This is a genomic window from Pedobacter sp. UBA5917 (assembly GCF_002432345.1).
Lineage (GTDB): Bacteria > Bacteroidota > Bacteroidia > Sphingobacteriales > Sphingobacteriaceae > Pedobacter.
In genome coordinates, this window is sequence record NZ_DJDT01000059.1 from 1 (window position 1) to 17,232 (window position 17,232).

Annotated in this window: 13 protein-coding genes and 1 tRNA gene; 8 read left to right on the forward strand and 6 right to left on the reverse strand. The window is 41.7% G+C overall.

All coding sequences use genetic code 11. From position 1 onward, the window contains the following. A partial coding sequence (locus B2V92_RS03840) for an alpha-hydroxy acid oxidase (protein ID WP_293304921.1) occupies positions 1-957 on the forward strand: 957 nt, incomplete at its 5' end. 196 nt (positions 958-1,153) lie between these two features. Here B2V92_RS03840 and B2V92_RS03845 read toward each other — a convergent pair. Next, complete coding sequence (locus B2V92_RS03845; protein ID WP_293304922.1) at positions 1,154-2,302, reverse strand: aldose epimerase family protein; 1,149 nt, start codon at positions 2,300-2,302, stop codon at positions 1,154-1,156. A gap of 194 nt (positions 2,303-2,496) precedes the next feature. Here B2V92_RS03845 and B2V92_RS03850 point away from each other — a divergent pair, with 194 nt between their 5' ends. From B2V92_RS03850 to B2V92_RS03860, 3 genes are all read left to right on the forward strand, one after another. Next, positions 2,497-3,168 carry an HAD family hydrolase gene (locus B2V92_RS03850; RefSeq protein ID WP_293304923.1) on the forward strand — a complete coding sequence of 224 codons (672 nt, stop codon included), beginning with the start codon at positions 2,497-2,499 and terminating at the stop codon, positions 3,166-3,168. Between the two features lies 1 nt (position 3,169). Then, positions 3,170-3,868 (forward strand): NUDIX hydrolase, encoded by a 699-nt coding sequence (locus B2V92_RS03855; protein WP_293304924.1) that lies wholly within the window; start codon positions 3,170-3,172, stop codon positions 3,866-3,868. Positions 3,869-4,090: 222 nt separating this feature from the next. Next, positions 4,091-4,163: transfer RNA gene (locus B2V92_RS03860), tRNA-Lys, on the forward strand. A gap of 321 nt (positions 4,164-4,484) precedes the next feature. On the opposite strand, the gene B2V92_RS03865 is transcribed toward B2V92_RS03860, so the two are convergent. After that, positions 4,485-4,808: a nuclear transport factor 2 family protein gene (locus B2V92_RS03865; protein WP_293304925.1), complete on the reverse strand. Its 324-nt coding sequence runs from the start codon at positions 4,806-4,808 to the stop codon at positions 4,485-4,487. 19 nt (positions 4,809-4,827) lie between these two features. Next, positions 4,828-5,622, reverse strand: a complete 795-nt coding sequence (locus B2V92_RS03870) for an SDR family oxidoreductase (protein WP_293304926.1) — start codon at positions 5,620-5,622, stop codon at positions 4,828-4,830. 126 nt (positions 5,623-5,748) lie between these two features. Between B2V92_RS03870 and B2V92_RS03875 the strand changes: the two genes are divergently transcribed. Then, entirely contained in the window at positions 5,749-6,171 is a 423-nt protein-coding gene (locus B2V92_RS03875; protein ID WP_293304927.1) for a winged helix-turn-helix transcriptional regulator, read from the forward strand. Positions 6,172-6,776: 605 nt separating this feature from the next. Here the strand turns inward: B2V92_RS03875 and B2V92_RS03880 are convergent. Next, entirely contained in the window at positions 6,777-7,034 is a 258-nt protein-coding gene (locus tag B2V92_RS03880) for a hypothetical protein (protein ID WP_293304928.1), read from the reverse strand. Between the two features lie 517 nt (positions 7,035-7,551). Here B2V92_RS03880 and B2V92_RS03885 point away from each other — a divergent pair. Further along, on the forward strand, positions 7,552-9,414 hold the full coding sequence (locus tag B2V92_RS03885) for an amidohydrolase (RefSeq protein ID WP_293304929.1): 1,863 nt from the start codon (positions 7,552-7,554) through the stop codon (positions 9,412-9,414). Positions 9,415-9,539: 125 nt separating this feature from the next. Here B2V92_RS03885 and B2V92_RS03890 read toward each other — a convergent pair whose 3' ends face one another. After that, positions 9,540-9,983 carry a hypothetical protein gene (locus B2V92_RS03890; protein WP_293304930.1) on the reverse strand — a complete coding sequence of 148 codons (444 nt, stop codon included), beginning with the start codon at positions 9,981-9,983 and terminating at the stop codon, positions 9,540-9,542. 300 nt (positions 9,984-10,283) lie between these two features. Beyond that, on the reverse strand, positions 10,284-11,165 hold the full coding sequence (locus tag B2V92_RS03895; protein ID WP_293304931.1) for a hypothetical protein: 882 nt from the start codon (positions 11,163-11,165) through the stop codon (positions 10,284-10,286). Positions 11,166-12,088: 923 nt separating this feature from the next. On the opposite strand from B2V92_RS03895, the gene B2V92_RS03900 reads away from it, so the two are divergent. Both B2V92_RS03900 and B2V92_RS03905 read left to right on the forward strand, forming a co-directional pair. Further along, positions 12,089-15,331 (forward strand): SusC/RagA family TonB-linked outer membrane protein, encoded by a 3,243-nt coding sequence (locus tag B2V92_RS03900; RefSeq protein ID WP_293304932.1) that lies wholly within the window; start codon positions 12,089-12,091, stop codon positions 15,329-15,331. A 22-nt stretch (positions 15,332-15,353) separates the two neighbouring features. Beyond that, on the forward strand, positions 15,354-17,232 hold a 1,879-nt coding region (locus tag B2V92_RS03905), incomplete at its 3' end, for a RagB/SusD family nutrient uptake outer membrane protein (RefSeq protein ID WP_293304933.1).

Sequence of the window (17,232 nt, forward strand, 5' to 3'; positions counted from 1 at the left end):
GTTGAATTATTCGGCCGCCGTTACAGTGCCCCATTTGGTATATCGCCTATTGGTTTACAGGGTTTGATGTGGCCTAACGCACCCGAAATTTTGGCTAAGGCTGCCGCTAAAGCCGATATTCCTTATACATTAAGTACCGTGTCCACCAGTAGTATCGAACGAATTGCCGAAGTATCTGAAGGAAAAGCATGGTTTCAATTATACCATCCTACAGAGAATAGCCTGAGAGATGATATCTTAAACCGCTTAAAAGCTGTTGAATGTCCGGTTTTAGTTGTTCTGGTAGATGTACCTGCATTTGGTTTACGATATAAAGAAATTAAGAGCGGCTTATCTATTCCACCAAAAATGTCAATCAATAACATTTTACAGGCCTTTGCCCGTCCGTTATGGGGAATAAAAACCCTACAGCACGGAATTCCATCATTTGCGACTTTAAAGCCTTATATGGAAAAAGGCATGGACATGTCTCAGCTGGGGCAATTCATGAACAAAACATTTACCGGCAAAGTTGATATTGAAAAGGTTTCTGCCATCCGTGATCTCTGGAAAGGACCTTTGGTACTGAAGGGAATCGCAACGGATGAAGATATGCAGGCTGCTATCCAGATCGGTGCTGACGGTGTTATTGTTTCCAATCACGGTGGCCGGCAAATTGACGCAGGAGAATCTTCAATCAATTCACTGATCAGATTGGCGAACAATCCGCTATACAAATCAAAATTGAAGATCATGTTGGACGGCGGTATCCGCTCTGGCGTTGATTTAGCAAGAGCACATGCCGTAGGATCCGAATTCAACTTTATGGGCCGACCTTTTATGTATGGCGTTGGTGCTTTAGGTAATGAAGGAGGAGATCATACCATCAATATGTTCAAAACCCATTTATACCAGATCATGCAGCAATTAACCATTGAGAAAACTACACAGTTTCCCGATCGTTTATTGAGCTATTAAACAGCGATTTACAGATAAAACAAAAAAGAAGCTGTATCATAAATAAATAATTGTCATCCTGAGCTTGTCGAAGGACCTGCCATAACACCGTGTAAGGCGTTTCGACAAGCTCAACGTGACAAGATCCGAGGGAAACCAAGCTTATGATACAGCCTCTTTTTTATTTGAAATTTTATCAATAATCTTTTTCAGTTTACTATTTTAAAAACTTATAAGTAGTACTCGTTTTATATGTTTCGCCCGGTTTAAGTACCGTTGAAGCAAAATTTGCATGGTTGGGCGCATCAGGGAAATGCTGGGTTTCTAAACAAAAAGCAGAACGGTGCGGATACGATTTCCCTCCTTTTCCATCTTTATCTGTACCCGTTAAAAAGTTTCCACTGTAAAACTGTAATCCCGGTTCGGTGGTGTAAACTTCTAATGAAATACCAGTAATTGTACTCTTAACAACCGCTACCGGCGTTTTGCCATCGTGATGGTTTAATGCAAAGTTATGGTCGTAACCTTTTCCAAATTTTAACTGCTGATCATTTTCTTCAATCGATTTTCCGATCGTTTTGGCTTTATTAAAATCGAAGGCCGTTCCCGCTACCTGTTGTAATTTTCCGGTTGGGATCAGTGTAGAATCAACCGGTGTATAAGCATTGGCATCGATGGTGAGTTCGTGGTCCAGGATTGTTTTATTTCCTTCGCCATTGAGGTTAAAATAAGCATGATTGGTTAGGTTAACAATCGTGGTTTTATCTGTACTGGCCAGATAATCGATCTGCAGGGCATTATCGTTTGTTAAGGTATAAGTTACTTTCACGTCCAGTTTTCCGGGATAACCGGCTTCTCCATCTTTCGAAATATAGCTTAATTCGAGTTTTTGACCATCTAATTGTTTAGCTTCCCAAACTTTGGCGAAGAAGCCATCATTGCCACCGTGCAGGGTATTTATGCCATCATTAAGCTGTAATGTATACTCTTTTCCATCCAGCTTAAACTTACCCTTACCGATTCGGTTTCCGTATCTGCCGATCAGTGCACCAAAAAACGGCTCTCCCTTTTTACGGTAAGCACCAATGCTGTCGTAACCCAATACCACATCGGTTAATTTGTTGTTTTTATCGGGCACCAGAAGCGAAACAATCCTTCCGCCATAATTGGTGATGGAAACCGAGGCCCCCTGTTTATTTTTTAAAGTATAAAGTTTTACCTCTTTGCCGTCAATGGTAGCCGAATATTTTAACGAATCGGTTTGCACTGTGCTTGAATCATGACCTGATTTTGGGTTGCAGGATGTAAAGGCAATGGCTAAACAGCATACAGCGATGGATAAAGGCTTAAGAAATATTTTTTTCATCTGATTAAAATTTGAAGCACAGAGATGTTCTTTTGCTTAAGAAAAACACATGTTGCCCCCTGGTTAAATTTATTTTTGGTTAAGGCTAAAATAGCAAAAATAATTAACGTTATTGTAACGATTATAATTATTGTTAAGCGAATATTAAGGATGATGATCAACAGTAAAAAAAAATCACATAATTTAGCGTTTCTATGTACGATTTGAATTTCAGGCCCAAGGCTTTTCTTTTTGACTTAAACGGCACCATGATCAATGATATGGAATACCATACTTTGGCCTGGTACATTATTATGACGGAGGATTTGGGCGCTAAACTTGATTATGAAAGCGTAAAAAGGGAAATGTACGGTAAAAACCATGAAGTGCTGGACCGTGTTTTTGGAAAAAACAGGTTTACGGCAGCAGAGGTTGAACAACTTTCGATAGATAAAGAAAAACGTTATCAGCAGGGATATATGCCTCATCTGGCTTTGATAAGTGGATTGGATCAGTTCTTAAATCGTGCAAAACATGCAGGTATTCCGATGGCAATCGGCTCTGCAGCAATTCCCTTTAATATTGATTTCGTGATTGATGGCCTGCAAATACGCCATTATTTAGATGCCATAGTTAGTGCCGATGATGTAGAAAAGAGTAAACCTGATCCCGAAACCTTTTTAAAGGCGGCAGCTACGCTGAATATTGCACCGGCACACTGCCTGGTTTTTGAAGACGCGCCCAAAGGTGTAGAATCGGCACTGAATGCAGGTATGCCATGCATTGTACTTACCACCACACATACTATTGAAGAATTTGAAGGTTATCCGAATATCTTAACTTATATTGAAGATTATAACGATGCCAAACTAAATACGCTATTTTAAAATGGGAAAATATTTAAATCAAAAACCTGTTCTTGTTGCAGTAGATTGCATCATTTTTGGTTATGACGGTGAGCACCTAAAACTATTGGTGATTAAAAGGGCTATTGAGCCGGTTCAGGATACCTGGAGTTTAATGGGAGGTTTTATCGGGGAGCAGGAAGACCTGGATGAAGCTGCTAAAAGGATTTTGCTGGAGTTAACCGGCTTACACGATGTATACCTGGAGCAGTTACATGCTTATGGCCGTCCAGACCGTGACCCGATCGAACGCACGGTTTCGGTTGTTTATTTCGCACTGATCGATATCAATAAATATAGCAAACAGATCAACGATCAGTACCATGCCGAATGGTACAAGCTTAAAGAGGTGCCTGAACTGATTTTTGACCACAATATCATGGTTAAAGCTGCAATGGATAAAATCCGTTACCAGGCTGCCCTGCACCCTATTTTGTTCGAACTGCTGCCAAAACGCTTTACCATACCGCAATTACAGTCGTTATACGAGCAGGTTTACGATTCGCCAATTGATAACCGCAATTTTATCCGCAAAATCACGGCCAGCGGTTTACTGATCAAACAAGCGGATAAGGATAAATCGAGTTCGAGAAGGGGTGCATTTTATTTTAAACTGGACAGGAACAAACATAAAGCGCAGTTTCAATCTTTCTTAAATTTTATACCTAAAGCTGGTAAATAGGCTGTTAATTGGTTTATAGTTGGATAGCGTAAGGTTGATGGCTTATGGTTGATGGCTGAATGCTTACCGCGAAACGCCGCACCCTAACCTCTACTAAATTTAAGATCAGCGGGTTACAATTGCTGGTTTTACCCGAAGTAAAAAAGATTAAAAACATTTTTAAAAATTGTTTGCAAGGAAAAGATAAATCCCTATATTTGCACCTCCTTAAACAAAAGGAATGATTCCGTAGCTCAGCTGGTAGAGCATTACACTTTTAATGTAGTGGTCCTGGGTTCGAATCCCAGCGGGATCACAGAAAGACGCAAGAAATTGCGTCTTTTTTGGTTTAACTGGTTTTTAGTCCGCTATTGGGATCAATACCAAAAAAGCAAACCAAATTAAATCGAAAGTAAATGGAGCCCCAATCCTATTTTATATTTTTGGGGTTCTGAATTTGATTAGGAGTTGTGTAGAATGAGTTTTAAGAAAACTTTTCTAAACCAGTGAAAAAGATTAGGTATTCCAGTTAATCTGCTGATACGATATCTTGTCATAATCAAAAGCCCTGGCCGGAAATAGTTATCCAACCGGGGCTTTTAAATGTAGATTTGCCGTTGTACTGCTTTCTGCGATTTTATCCTGTCACTTTTAAGGAATCAATGAGATCGTCTTTCAGTCCCAAATGGAACTGTAGTACTATCGGGCTTCCCGGAAATGTACCGGATACCTCTGAGGTGAGCACCCCGTTTGCTCCGGATTCCTCATAGTTAAGCGGTTTCATTGAAGATTGGTACTCGCTATTCGCATGTTCAATCCATTGACGGATTTCTTCTTTCCCATTATGCATCTTGCCTTCGTCATGAACGATCGCAGCGTCAGTAAAACACTCCACATAGCTTTTGCTGTCAAGGTTATTCTGCGTTTCGATAAAACGCGCTACTACTTCTGGTAATTCCATAATTGTTATGATTAGGTTTTTAAATGGTTGGTATTGTTCCTCCGTCAATAACGAATTCCGTACCGCTCAGGTATTTGGCCCGCGGTGAAACAAGGAAGCCTACCAGTTCAGCAACCTCTTCAGGCTCCGCGGGTCTTCCGGCGGGGATTCCGCCCAGCGCAGCTATAACACTTTCCTGAGCCTCCTCAATGGATGAATTTGAACTTTTAGCGATCCGCTCCAGGAAATATTTGACATTTTCGGTCTTGATCCAGCCTGGAGAAACGGTGAGTACCCGTACCCCTTTAGATGTGACTTCTTTCGATAGTCCTTTGCTGTAATTGATCAGGCCGGCCTTAGCCGCCGCGTATGGAAGGGTTGCGTCGTATAACGGTAGGCGTCCCTGGATAGAGCCGATGTGGATGACCACTCCGCTACCGTTCTCAAGCATTTGGGGCAGAAAAGCCCGATCTAACCTCACCGGAGCAAACAGGTTCGTGCTGATCGTGGTTTCCCAGTCTTCATCATTTAGTGCGGCAAAACCGCCACCGGGCGTTTCAGAACTGCCAAGGTTATTAATCAGGATATCGAGACGGCCGTAGCGGTTAAGTGTTTCCATGGCTACATGCGCGGCTCCTTCGCGCTTACTTAGATCAGCCGGAATAAAATGCAGGTCGGGATCTGTTTCGTTAGGCTCGTTCCTTGCTGTAATAACAACGGTTGCGCCTGCCGCCTTTAAACATTCGGCGATTGCTTTTCCGGCGCCCTTTGTGCCACCTGTTACCAGGGCAATCTTACCGGTCAATTCGTTACTGTAATTAAACTGCTGTTCCATAAATATTAATTCTTTTGTGCAAAACTAGATAGTACACAAACATCAAACAATTACGGACTTACGAATCAGATAGGGATAAATTTATCCGTATTGCCTACTTGCCGGCCCTATCGTATATTTGTATTTATGTACGTAAAAAAGACTGTCCCCTATCTTAATTGCGGGCTTGACCTCGTGGGTGAAGTGCTGTACGGCAAATGGAAGATCCGTATTCTTTGGTTTATCTACCAGGGCAACTTAAGGCCTAGTGAACTTCAGCGGAAGATTCCTGATGTTACGAGGCGGGTGCTGAATGTCCAGTTGAAGGAACTTGAAGACCATGAGCTGATCACTAAAAAGATTTATCCGGTTATGCCACCCAAAGTGGAGTACACACTAACCGATTTCGGCAGAACCCTGATCCCTTTGATCGGTTCGATCGGCCTTTGGGGTGACGAACACCAAGAACGATTGCGTAGAGTCATTTTAAAGCATGCAGCACAATCATCTGATCAATCTGGAAGTGATTATGTAGCGGACGACCCACGTTTTGCCACCTTACCTAGTTGAACTATTTATAACATGATGACAGGGTCAATTGTACAGTTGCAACCGAATTTGATTTTATCTTGTAAAGCATTATCTCTACAATTAGGCAAAGAGTTTTTTTTAAATAAATCAGGTCAAAACATATGGGGCCATTTCGGGACCCCGATACTAAAAACCTTCGATTTAACGCTATTTTGTGCGTTTCTACATATAAAAAGTGATCCCATCGGGATCATAGAAATTGAAGCGTACATGCAAATGTTCGCTTTTTTTTGTTCTACAAAAATTGGGATCAGAAATAAGCCGTATATTTTACTCAATTTTCCCAGAAACATCAAATTCTCGGCGACATCCTCAAATTGTGCATATTGGGATATGTAAGTTAATCAACACTACTTTTTGTTATGATGTTTGCCCATCCAGGTTTCAAGGCCTATAAACGTTAATATCCCACCACAAACTGGACCTAAAACGGATAGAATCTTTTTTCCAGTGCCATCATGCTCAAATTCAAGTGCACAAGTGGTGCATTTGTAGACATTTAAATGAAATCCTTCGCTTATCAATGTGCATTCTCTTATTAATTTGCAATTTGGACATACCTTTTTTGCCATAACTGATAAATACTAAGGATGTGAATAATGCTGATGGTTATCATAATCATCAATATGAAAAGAGTTATGACCACCAGGGATATCATTTAATGTGGCATATTTTTTTGTATAGTATGCCACTTTCCTTTCTTCCAAATAATCTATAATTTTTTGCTTTGCAATAGGTTTGGCGTAATATTTAACGAGCCCACTAGCGATTTCTAATTCCATTTTGTATTCTTTACGGACATAGATAATGAAATCAATTGTTTCGTCTAACTTTCCCATCATGTGATAAAATTAAAGTTTAAATAACAACTTAACTACGGTAACACCAGTGTCGGCTTTTGACTATACTAAGAATATAATTTTTCTAAATACCTTATGTTTCCCGATTGTTGCCTCTAAGATATGTTACATCGTATAAAATAGGAATAGAATATAGTTGAGTAAGGGTAAATAGACGATGAATGACACCAATTACTCCATAAAGCACAATTAGCGTTTTACATATTCCTTTACAATCTACATAAACCTCCTTAAGGAATAGGCTTTCTGTATTTCTAAATTCATTTTGTAGTACAATGAATAAAAAGATTAATTATTAAAACTACTTCGATGAACGCCATTGAATGGGCACAAAACAGCTTTTATGTGCTAATACCCATGATTACAGCTTTTTACATCCTGATAGAAATCGCTAACACTACCTATTCGGGGCAGGTGTAGAAGTATCATTTAAACAAAAACATTGTATTTTGGAGCATACAAAACAATCTAATTAAATTAATTCCTTATTAACCCTCCTATGGAAAAAAACCACCAACACAGCCATGGCTGCGCGCAGTGCTCCTGCAACAACCCTGTTCTAGAAATCCTGAAAGAAGAACTTTTTAGCCCCGAGAATGTGGCGAAACTGAAGTTCGGATTGGGAAAAACCAAAAAAGAACCGCCACAAACTTTGATGATCAGTGGTGGCATTATCCGGCCAATGATCGGTGGATTAACAGATACCGTAGAAGCCATCGGAATAGCCAATGGTAAGGTAGTGCAAACCGGCAAAAAAAAACAGGTATCAGCATTTATGACTGAATATTTTCCTGGATTCGAAAGCCGGGAACTACCAGATAAACATACGCTACTGCCCGGACTGATTGAACCGCACGTCCATATTGTTCCAACAGCGATGATGACGGAATGGATAGATGTGAGCCCTTTTGAGGGGCAGTATTTACGCTCGCCATATAATCTTACCTCTGTAGGTGAAATAATAAACGGCAGCCTGCCTGAAAATCCCAATTACGTAATTTTAGGGAGAGGGTTAGATCCCTCTTTGATGCCTTTTACGCACGATCATCTTAAAAAAGAATTGCAATCAATCGATAATACGATACTCGATAATATTAATTCAGATCTTCCGATGATGCTGTTAAGTGCTTCTATGCATACGCTTTATTTAAACACCAAGGCCTTGAAACTTGTGTTTGACAAAAACAAGGATGTGCGCGATAAGTATATTACCCTTGATCATTATATCAATAAAACCAAAGGCACGCTTGAACAAAGCCCGGAGATGACACCTGCAATGAAAGTGGTAGCGCCACAAATTGTTGAAATGGCTGTTGATATCGATCAATACCTGACCGAACTTTTTCAATTGGCAAATTCGAGGGGTGCCACTTTTATGTACGATGCAGGCCTGAATACCGGTTTTGAAACCCTGTTAAAGCTCTACACAGATATCAATCCCGAATTGGTGCGGATTGGAGGTGCCCGTCTTTGTGCCGATCAGGCGGATGTGGACAAACTACCCAGATATAAGCAGCATACTGATTATAAACCGGTATATTATGGACATGTTAAAGTCGTTTCGGATGGCTCGAACCAGGGATTAACAGGGTACCAGAGCGATTATTACCAATGCGATCCACCCGAAAACAGAGGGATTTTCAATTATCCCCAAACCGGTGTACCGCCCAACACAATGCCGCCAAACTATAACACTTTAATTAAAGCGGTTGTAAATAAAGACTGGCCTTTAATGATCCACGCCAATGGCGACCAGGCAGTAACATTTGCCGTAACAGCTTATCAAAGTGCACTTGCCCAATACAGAGGTGCGGAGATGCGCAACCGCATCGAACATTGCTCGCTCCTCACTCCTGCCCAGATTTCGGATATGCTGCAAATGGGTGTTTCGCCAAGTTTCCTTATCGGCCACACGGGTTATTGGGGCCATGCCTTTAGCGAGGTAATATTTGGTAAAAAGGTAAATATGCTCGATCTGTGCGGTTCTGCCCTTGCCGCGGGCATGAGGATCACCCTTCATAGCGACAATGAGGTAAGTCCGCTGGGCCCTTTAAGGATGATGGAGCAATCTATCACCCGGATTATGGAAGAAGATCCAAAAAAGCTTGAAGTATTAAATAAGTCAGAATGTCTTACACCCGAGCAGGCCCTGGTTGCTGTAACTTACGATGCCGCATGGCAGTGTTATGCCGATAACTGGGTAGGCTCATTGGATGTAGATTACTTTGCAGATTTTGTAATCCTAAAACAGGATCCGCTTTCCTTAACTACTGCATCAGAACAATTTATGAATATGCGCAACATACAGGTATTGGAAACCTGGTTGGGCGGTGTGCAGGTATATGATGGTTATGCCGAATAAGAAAGCGGTGTAAAATTATATATTTTATAAAAACAAACCACTTTTGGGCTAGGCCCAAAAGTGGTTTTTCAGCATACGCCCGATTATTTACGCAACATCGGTACAGGCGGCTTCTGATGCTAAACCTATCCTCCCGTTGAAGAAATGGCCAAATGCGGCATTTCCATAAAATAATACCTCGGGTTTGCAGAAAGCGGCATTAAGGGGCCAGAAATCCATTTGATAATGATATCTCCGGTAGTGGTTATCCCAGCTTCCATTACACGGCCATCATACTGTGTTTTTCTTCCATAAAGATAAGCAGACGAATGGCAATCTACATGGCCTACCACAATACCTGCTGTCCACTGAGCTTGCGTGTAAGGATTACTTACATAACGTGCTGCGAAATCGAGCTCGGTTGTGCTAAAAGAGTTTGTGCCATAGGTTAATTCGATCGCAAAATTTGTTTGGGTAAAGAAACAGGCAAAATTAGTATTGGTTTTAGGTTTTAAAATACCTGTTCCGGCATGGGCAATGGTAAAAATGCTGAGAAGCAATACTGCACATAAAAGTGTTTTTTTTAACATGGTTTAGTTTTTTTAAGTGAATGGTTATTAATTAGGATGTTGCTTACTGGGTTTGGATCTCATTACTGTAAGGCGTTTTACAGAAAATGAATAGATTATTTTGGTTAGAGCCCTTAAAATTATATTCAAAGACTATATCCTAAATTGCCAATAACCCTATCAAATAAAAATGGATGATAAGCTCAAATAGATGAAGAATACGACCATATCCGATAATTTCATCAGAATCAGGACATTGCATAGCATATTTTTTTGACGATTAAGAAAGTGTTTCCAGGATAACAACCCAATACTCCCGATCTAAACAGGCTCATCCAGTACCATCTGGCTCCATCCTTCCCCGTCGGTTTTGTTAAGCCCATCTTTACTTTGCAGTAACTTCTTTTTAAACTTCGAACTGTATACCCAACAGGTACTCTGCCGGATATCGAGTAGCTCGGCAAGTTTATAGGAAGAAATAGCCCCTTTTGTGTTATATACCAGGATGAGCATATAAAGTGCCTTATTGATCAGTATTTTCGAATTATGGAATATGGTGTTAACGGTAGCGGATTCATCGTAACCACATTTGGTACAGCGCCTGCCATAAGGGGTTTGCCCCGCAAGAAATGTTTCATTACAACACCTGATACAGGAATAGCCCTTATCCCATTTCAATCCGGCAATATATTTAAGGATGGCATCTTTATCGGGGTATATTTTACTGAATGCTTCAAAATCCGCAAATTTAGATAGCGCTGGTGCTTTTCCTGCCAGTTCCACATCCAGGTTAAGCCATTTTGTGTCTGTTTTAAGCGTGGCATTTAATGCTAAAATTTCATCGTTTAATTTTTTGATGGTCTCCATGCTTTTTTTCAGTTCCATGGTCCTGTTATCTAAAAGTACGGTAAGTTCTTCGTTAAGGATCTGGCTCTGCTTTTCGTTTACCTGCATCTGCGTTATCATGCGTTCCTGCTCCAGATCTTTTAATTTTCCCTGCTTTTTTGCGTTACGTGTAGTAACCAGGGAGAGGATCAGCATTCCTACAATAAAAGATAAACCTAAACCATAATACAATAAGGCGTCGTTAGAAATTACCACTGCGGGTTGCATCCATCCGAGGAACCGGGCAGCTAATGGAACATTGGTTTTTACAGGTGTTTCGGCAGAAGTTATGCTGTAGAATAGCAATATCGTTATCACAATAAGAACAGGTATCCGTAAGGAAAAACGGTAAAGCTTGTTATTTTTTGTCTGATTTAACAGCGTGTTATGCTTTTGGAACATCAGGTTTTTTGGTTAGTTAATGTTATACTACTCATTTTTTGCATAATAGCTGATTCCAAAAACCTATAAATAAACCTATTATTTGGCCTGGAAGGGATTTCAAACGTTTGAAAAAGTTATTTTATTGAGGATATGATTGATCCCAATTTGGTATATCCATATCATTTTGCGCCAATGGATGAAGACATCGTTGGCTTCATTTTCGGTATACAGTTAAAGGTTCTACTAAACAGTCCACCCTTTTTCACCTCTACAACAACCGTTTTTTAATGCTTTCTTAGCGTATCGCTACAAAAAACGCAAATGATCTTTACCACTGCCAAATCGGCGAATAAGCTCATTTATCGATGTTTATTAAGCGTATTAATCCAAAAATCTTTAATGTGCCGCGCTTTAGCACAGCGGCCAAAGCACTTGAGATTATCATTCCATTAGAATAGCTTTACAATTACCAAATCAAACACTAACCAGATAATTAATGATGACAAAGCCTTCCTGCGAATGGTTATTACCATTACGCATGTAAAAACTGCTATCTATCCATTGCATCAAATTGATGATGGAAACAAAAATCTTCGGTCTACCTAACGGAAAACATCAGTTAACCAATTCCCTAACCAAAAAACAAATTACATGAGAAAACTTAAACCTATCCTTAACTAACGGCAGGCCCGAAATTCATTTTTTCATTTGAGGTAGATTGATCAATCCGCCAGGTGGAAACTATTGCCAAAAAATTTAACGAATAATTACTCATTAAAACAATTCTAAATGATTATGAAGTTTAAATTATCCTATAATTTACAGTCTGGGTCGTTCACAAAATTATTTAAAAAACGATGACCAGCGCTCATAAAAAGCTACTGTTAAGCACAGTACGTATCTCCTTCATATTTTTTTTACTGATTATAACTGCCCTGCACGCACAGGCACAAGACCTTGTTAAAGTACGGGGTACCGTGAAAGATAGCGTGGGCGGCCTGCCAGGTGTAAATATCACCGTTGTGGGCACAAAAATGGGTACCACTACAGATGGCGACGGAAATTATAGGATTGAAATGTCAGGAACTGGAACCCTCCTGATTTCTTCAACCGGTTATGTTACCCAAAGATTCGAGCTCAAAAAATTTAAACCCGGCGCTAACGGAGCTTATATAATCAATGCCACGCTGGTGCCCGACGAGAATTCGCTTACCGAAGTTACCGTAGTGGGTTTTGGTACGCAAAAGAAAATAAGCATGGTAAGTGCAGTTACCACCATCAACCCGAAGGCACTGAAAGGCCCCACCAGTAACCTTACCCAAATGTTGGCAGGAAGGCTTGCCGGGGTAATCGGTTATCAGAGCGGTGGAGAACCGGGGGCAGACAATGCTTCCTTTTTTGTTAGGGGATTAGGATCTTTTGGAGCAGGAAAAGTAGATCCCCTCATCCTGATCGATGGGGTCGAATCCTCGCAAACCGATCTTGCCCGTTTACAGGCCGATGATATTGCCAGTTTTTCGGTTTTAAAAGATGCCACAGCTGCCGCCGTTTATGGGGCCCGTGGTGCAAATGGTGTAATTTTGGTTAAAACAAAAGAAGGTGAGCCAGGAAAAACCAAATTCACCTTTCGTTCAGATAATACCATATCAGGCAATACCGGAAACCTGAAGTATACCGATAACATTACCTACATGAATTTGGCCAATGAGGCTGCTTTAACCCGAAATCCTTTAAATCCACTGCCCTATTCGCAAACAAAAATAGACCGTACGGCATCGGGAACTGCAAATCCTTATTTATATCCCGATAACGACTGGATTAAACAGGTAATTAAAGATTATACCTTTAACCAGCGTTTTAACATGAGTGTTACCGGTGGTGCCGATAAGGCTAATTATTACGTTGCCGGAACCTACAACGTAGATAACGGGATTTACAAAGTAGATAAACTGAATAATTTTAACAGCAATGTTAAACTCATCAATTATTCTATCCGATCGAATGTTACGCTCAATTTAACCAAAACAACAAGGGCTGACATCAGGGTTTACGGACAGTTTGATGATTACAACGGTCCTCTGGGAACCGGAAAAGATGTTTTCCAGCGTGCCATGTTCGCCAATCCCGTAAACTTTCCGATGCGCTTTCCGGCCGATTATGCGCCGAGGATAAAACATGTACTGTTCGGAAATGCCGTGGTACAATCGGTGCCAGGATCTATTATAGGAGGAAATTTATACGTTAATCCTTATGCCGATCTGGTAAGGGGTTACCGCCAGTCGAACACCTCTAACCTGCAGCCCCAAATAGAGGTTAACCAGGATATGAAAGGCATTATCCCTGGTTTAAAAGCCCGTTTTATGGGTTATGTACAGCGCACCAGTGGTTATAACGTTTCGCGTGCCTACAATCCGTTTTATTACAGCGCCAACTCGATCGATGGAAACAACATTACACTAACCGAAATTAACGGCGGTGGTCCGCAGAGTATTGGTGTAGTGGGCAGCGATTATCTGAACTATGCTGAGGGTGCCAAGGATATCAAATCGGTACTGTATACCGAAACGGCCATTAACTATAACCAAACCTTTAAAAAGAATACGGTTAGCGGTATGTTGGTAGGGATTCTGCGTAATTCACTTTCTGGTAACTCGGGAAGTCTGCAAAACTCGTTGCCAAAGCGCAACGTTGGTGTATCGGGAAGGTTTACTTATGGTTATGATGACAGGTACCTCACCGAATTCAACTTTGGTTATAACGGAACAGAGAGGTTCGATAAGAAAAACCGCTTTGGTTTTTTCCCTTCTGTAGGTGTGGGTTATGTATTAACCAACGAAAAGTTTTTTAAACCTTTAACCAATGTGGTAAGCCTGTTAAAATTCAGGGCATCTTATGGTTTAAACGGAAACGATCAGATTGGACGTGATGAGGATAGGTTCTTTTACCTGTCGAACGTTGACCTTAACAATGGCCCAGGTGCTTCTTTTGGTGAAGATCCTTCTATCGCTTACAGCAGAAACGGGATTTCCATTTCAAGATACGCCAATGCTGCCATTACCTGGGAAGAATCGAAACAGCTTAACCTCGGTATGGATTTATCATTATTCAACGCGGTAAACATTACCATCGATGCCTACAAAAAAAGAACTTCAAATATTCTTCAGGTAAGAAGCGGTATTCCAACAACTATGGGTTTATTGGCCCCGGCCAGTGCAAACGTGGGTATTTCGGATAGTAAAGGGGTCGATTTTCAGACAGATTACAGCAAGTCGTTCAAAAATGGCTGGGTGCAGATCAGGGGAACTTTTACCTATGCAACCAATAAAATCGTGAAATACGATGAGCCTACCTATCCGGCAAGTTTGGCCAACCTTTACCGTGTTGGGCACTCTTCGGCCGAAATGATGGGCTATATTGCCGAACGCTTATTTACCGATGATATTGAAGTAGCCAATTCGCCAAGTCAGGTTGCTCTGGCCGGTAATACACCGGTAAGGGGCGGCGATATCAAATACAGGGATGTGAACCGCGATGGCGTAATCAATGCCGACGACAGGGTGTTTATGGGGCTACCGAACACACCCGAAATTACTTACGGTTTCGGTTTCTCGGCTTCTTATAAAGAGTTCGATATCAGTGCACAGATGCAGGGAAATGCGCGCATTGCATTTTTCGTAAACAGCGGCGGTTTCAACCTGGATAACCTGAGCCAAAGCGGTATTGCACCGTTTTTACAGATCGGCGGTTACCAAACCGGTCTTCTACAGGCGGTTGCCGATGATCACTGGTCGGAAGATAGCCGCAATTCTTATGCATTTTTCCCGCGTTTAAGCAGCACACCAACACCAAACAACTATGTAAACTCGAGCTGGTGGCTGCGTAACGGCGCGTTTCTGCGTCTGCAGCAGGTAGAGTTCGGTTATACACCAAAAGCCGGGTTCAGGAAAAGATTAGGACTGGCCAACCTGCGCATATATGCCAGTGCGAGGAACCTTTTCGTAATGAGCAAATTCAAATTGTGGGATCCCGAAGTGCGTGGAAATGGTCTCGATTACCCTTTACAACGCGTGTACAACCTGGGTGTTAACATAGGTCTTTAACCTCGATATAATTAAGAAGACAATGAAAAATATAAAGCAAACAAAAAAGATATGGCCGGTACTGGTTTTACTGCTATTCGCTGTTTCTTCCTGCAAAAAGTTTCTGGATGTTGTTCCTGATAACGTACCAACCATCGATAATGCCTTTACCAGTAAAAATGAGGCCGAAAAGTTCTTGTTTACCTGTTATTCCTATCTGCCCCGTAATGGCGATGTAATGAGCAACCCTGGTTTCCTGGCCGGGGATGAACTCTGGATCCCGAACAGCCGCAGGGGAACTTTCGATACGCAGGGCGGATTAATGAACTGGGATATTGCTTTGGGCCGCCAGAATTCGGCAAACCCGATCAGTGGTGTATGGACCAGCAGGTACCAGGCCATCAGACAATGTAATATCTTTCTCGAAAACATAAAAGATGAGGAAAAAGCATTCGATTTAACACCCGATTTAAGGGCACGCTGGCTGGCCGAAGTAAACATTTTAAAAGCATTTTACAACTATGAGCTTTTAAGGATGTACGGACCGGTACCTATTGTAGATAAAAACATCGATATCGATGCGCCAACCTCAGAAATGATGGTGAGCCGCTCGCCTTTTGATGACTGTGTGAATTACACAGTAGACCTGATCGATAAATCGTATACTTCTTTACCAGTTGTAATCAGCGACAGAACCAACGAACTGGGCAGGATTACACAGCCCATTGCTTTGGCCATTAAAGCCAAACTGTTATTGTTGGCCGCAAGCCCTTTGTTTAACGGTAACAGCGATTATGCCCGTTTGGTAAATAAAGACGGAACACCTTTGGTAAAAACCGCCTTCGACCAAAACAAATGGACAAGGGCCATGCAGGCAGCTAAAGCAGCGATTGATATATCAGAACAGGCCGGGATAAAATTATATAATGCAGTGCCAAACACCGTGTTATCGCCTTTTACCAATCAGCAGATGACACTGAGAAACCTGATCTCTGAGCGTTGGAATACCGAACGCATCTGGGGCCTTTCTAACAGTTATGCGGGGCAATTACAACGTGTAGCCATGGGTTGTTTGGCCTCTACCTTTACCCCCAACAACTCAAACGGCCAGCTGGCTGCCCCAATGAAGATCGCTGATCTTTTTTACACTAAAAACGGGGTGCCGATGAACGAAGACAAGACCTTGAATTTTACGGTCAAGAACGAGTTGAGAACTGCTACCCGCGATGAACGTTTCGCCATTAGCGAAGGTTATCAAACCGCCCGTGTAAACTTCGATCGGGAGCCGCGTTTCTATGCCGACCTTGGTTTTGATGGCGGTACCTGGTACATGATTGCCAATAACCCAGGTGTTGGAGATGAGGGTACTTTTTACATGCAGGCCAAATATACCCAGCCGGGTAATTCGGGTGCCGAAGGTTATTATAACGAAACCGGATATTTTATCAAAAAGCTGGTAGAAGCCAATCTTACCAATTCCAGTACAGCCAATACGGTAAAACCTTACGACTGGCCAGAAATCAGACTTGCAGATATCTACCTCATGTATGCCGAAGCGGTAAATGAGGCCAACGGACCAACAGATCCTGAAATATACAGATATCTCGACATGATCAGAACCAGGGCTGGATTACAGGGCGTTAAAGATTCGTGGAATAATTATGTAGAGAACGGAGCGGCCAAACTGGGTGATAAAGATTACGTAAGACAACTTATCCGTCGCGAAAGAGGTATTGAACTTGCCTTTGAAGGAAGCCGTTTCTGGGATCTCCGCAGATGGAAAACCGCAGCAACCGAATTGAACGGGCCAATTTCAGGCTGGACCATCAGCCAGGTTACCCCTATCGGTTACTACCAGAACAGGGTAATCTATAACCAGACCTTTATTGCGCCAAGAGATTACCTGTGGCCGATACAAACCG

What these genes read in the sequence shown, in the direction of transcription:
- B2V92_RS03865 (WP_293304925.1), bottom strand. Translation starts at nt 4,808, where the DNA reads ATGGAATTACCAGAAGTAGTAGCGCGTTTTATCGAAACGCAGAATAAC.
- B2V92_RS03870 (WP_293304926.1), bottom strand. Translation starts at nt 5,622, where the DNA reads ATGGAACAGCAGTTTAATTACAGTAACGAATTGACCGGTAAGATTGCC.
- B2V92_RS03885 (WP_293304929.1), top strand. Translation starts at nt 7,552, where the DNA reads ATGGAAAAAAACCACCAACACAGCCATGGCTGCGCGCAGTGCTCCTGC.
- B2V92_RS03850 (WP_293304923.1), top strand. Translation starts at nt 2,497, where the DNA reads ATGTACGATTTGAATTTCAGGCCCAAGGCTTTTCTTTTTGACTTAAAC.
- B2V92_RS03875 (WP_293304927.1), top strand. Translation starts at nt 5,749, where the DNA reads ATGTACGTAAAAAAGACTGTCCCCTATCTTAATTGCGGGCTTGACCTC.
- B2V92_RS03845 (WP_293304922.1), bottom strand. Translation starts at nt 2,302, where the DNA reads ATGAAAAAAATATTTCTTAAGCCTTTATCCATCGCTGTATGCTGTTTA.
- B2V92_RS03880 (WP_293304928.1), bottom strand. Translation starts at nt 7,034, where the DNA reads ATGATGGGAAAGTTAGACGAAACAATTGATTTCATTATCTATGTCCGT.
- B2V92_RS03855 (WP_293304924.1), top strand. Translation starts at nt 3,170, where the DNA reads ATGGGAAAATATTTAAATCAAAAACCTGTTCTTGTTGCAGTAGATTGC.
- B2V92_RS03890 (WP_293304930.1), bottom strand. Translation starts at nt 9,983, where the DNA reads ATGTTAAAAAAAACACTTTTATGTGCAGTATTGCTTCTCAGCATTTTT.
- B2V92_RS03900 (WP_293304932.1), top strand. Translation starts at nt 12,089, where the DNA reads ATGACCAGCGCTCATAAAAAGCTACTGTTAAGCACAGTACGTATCTCC.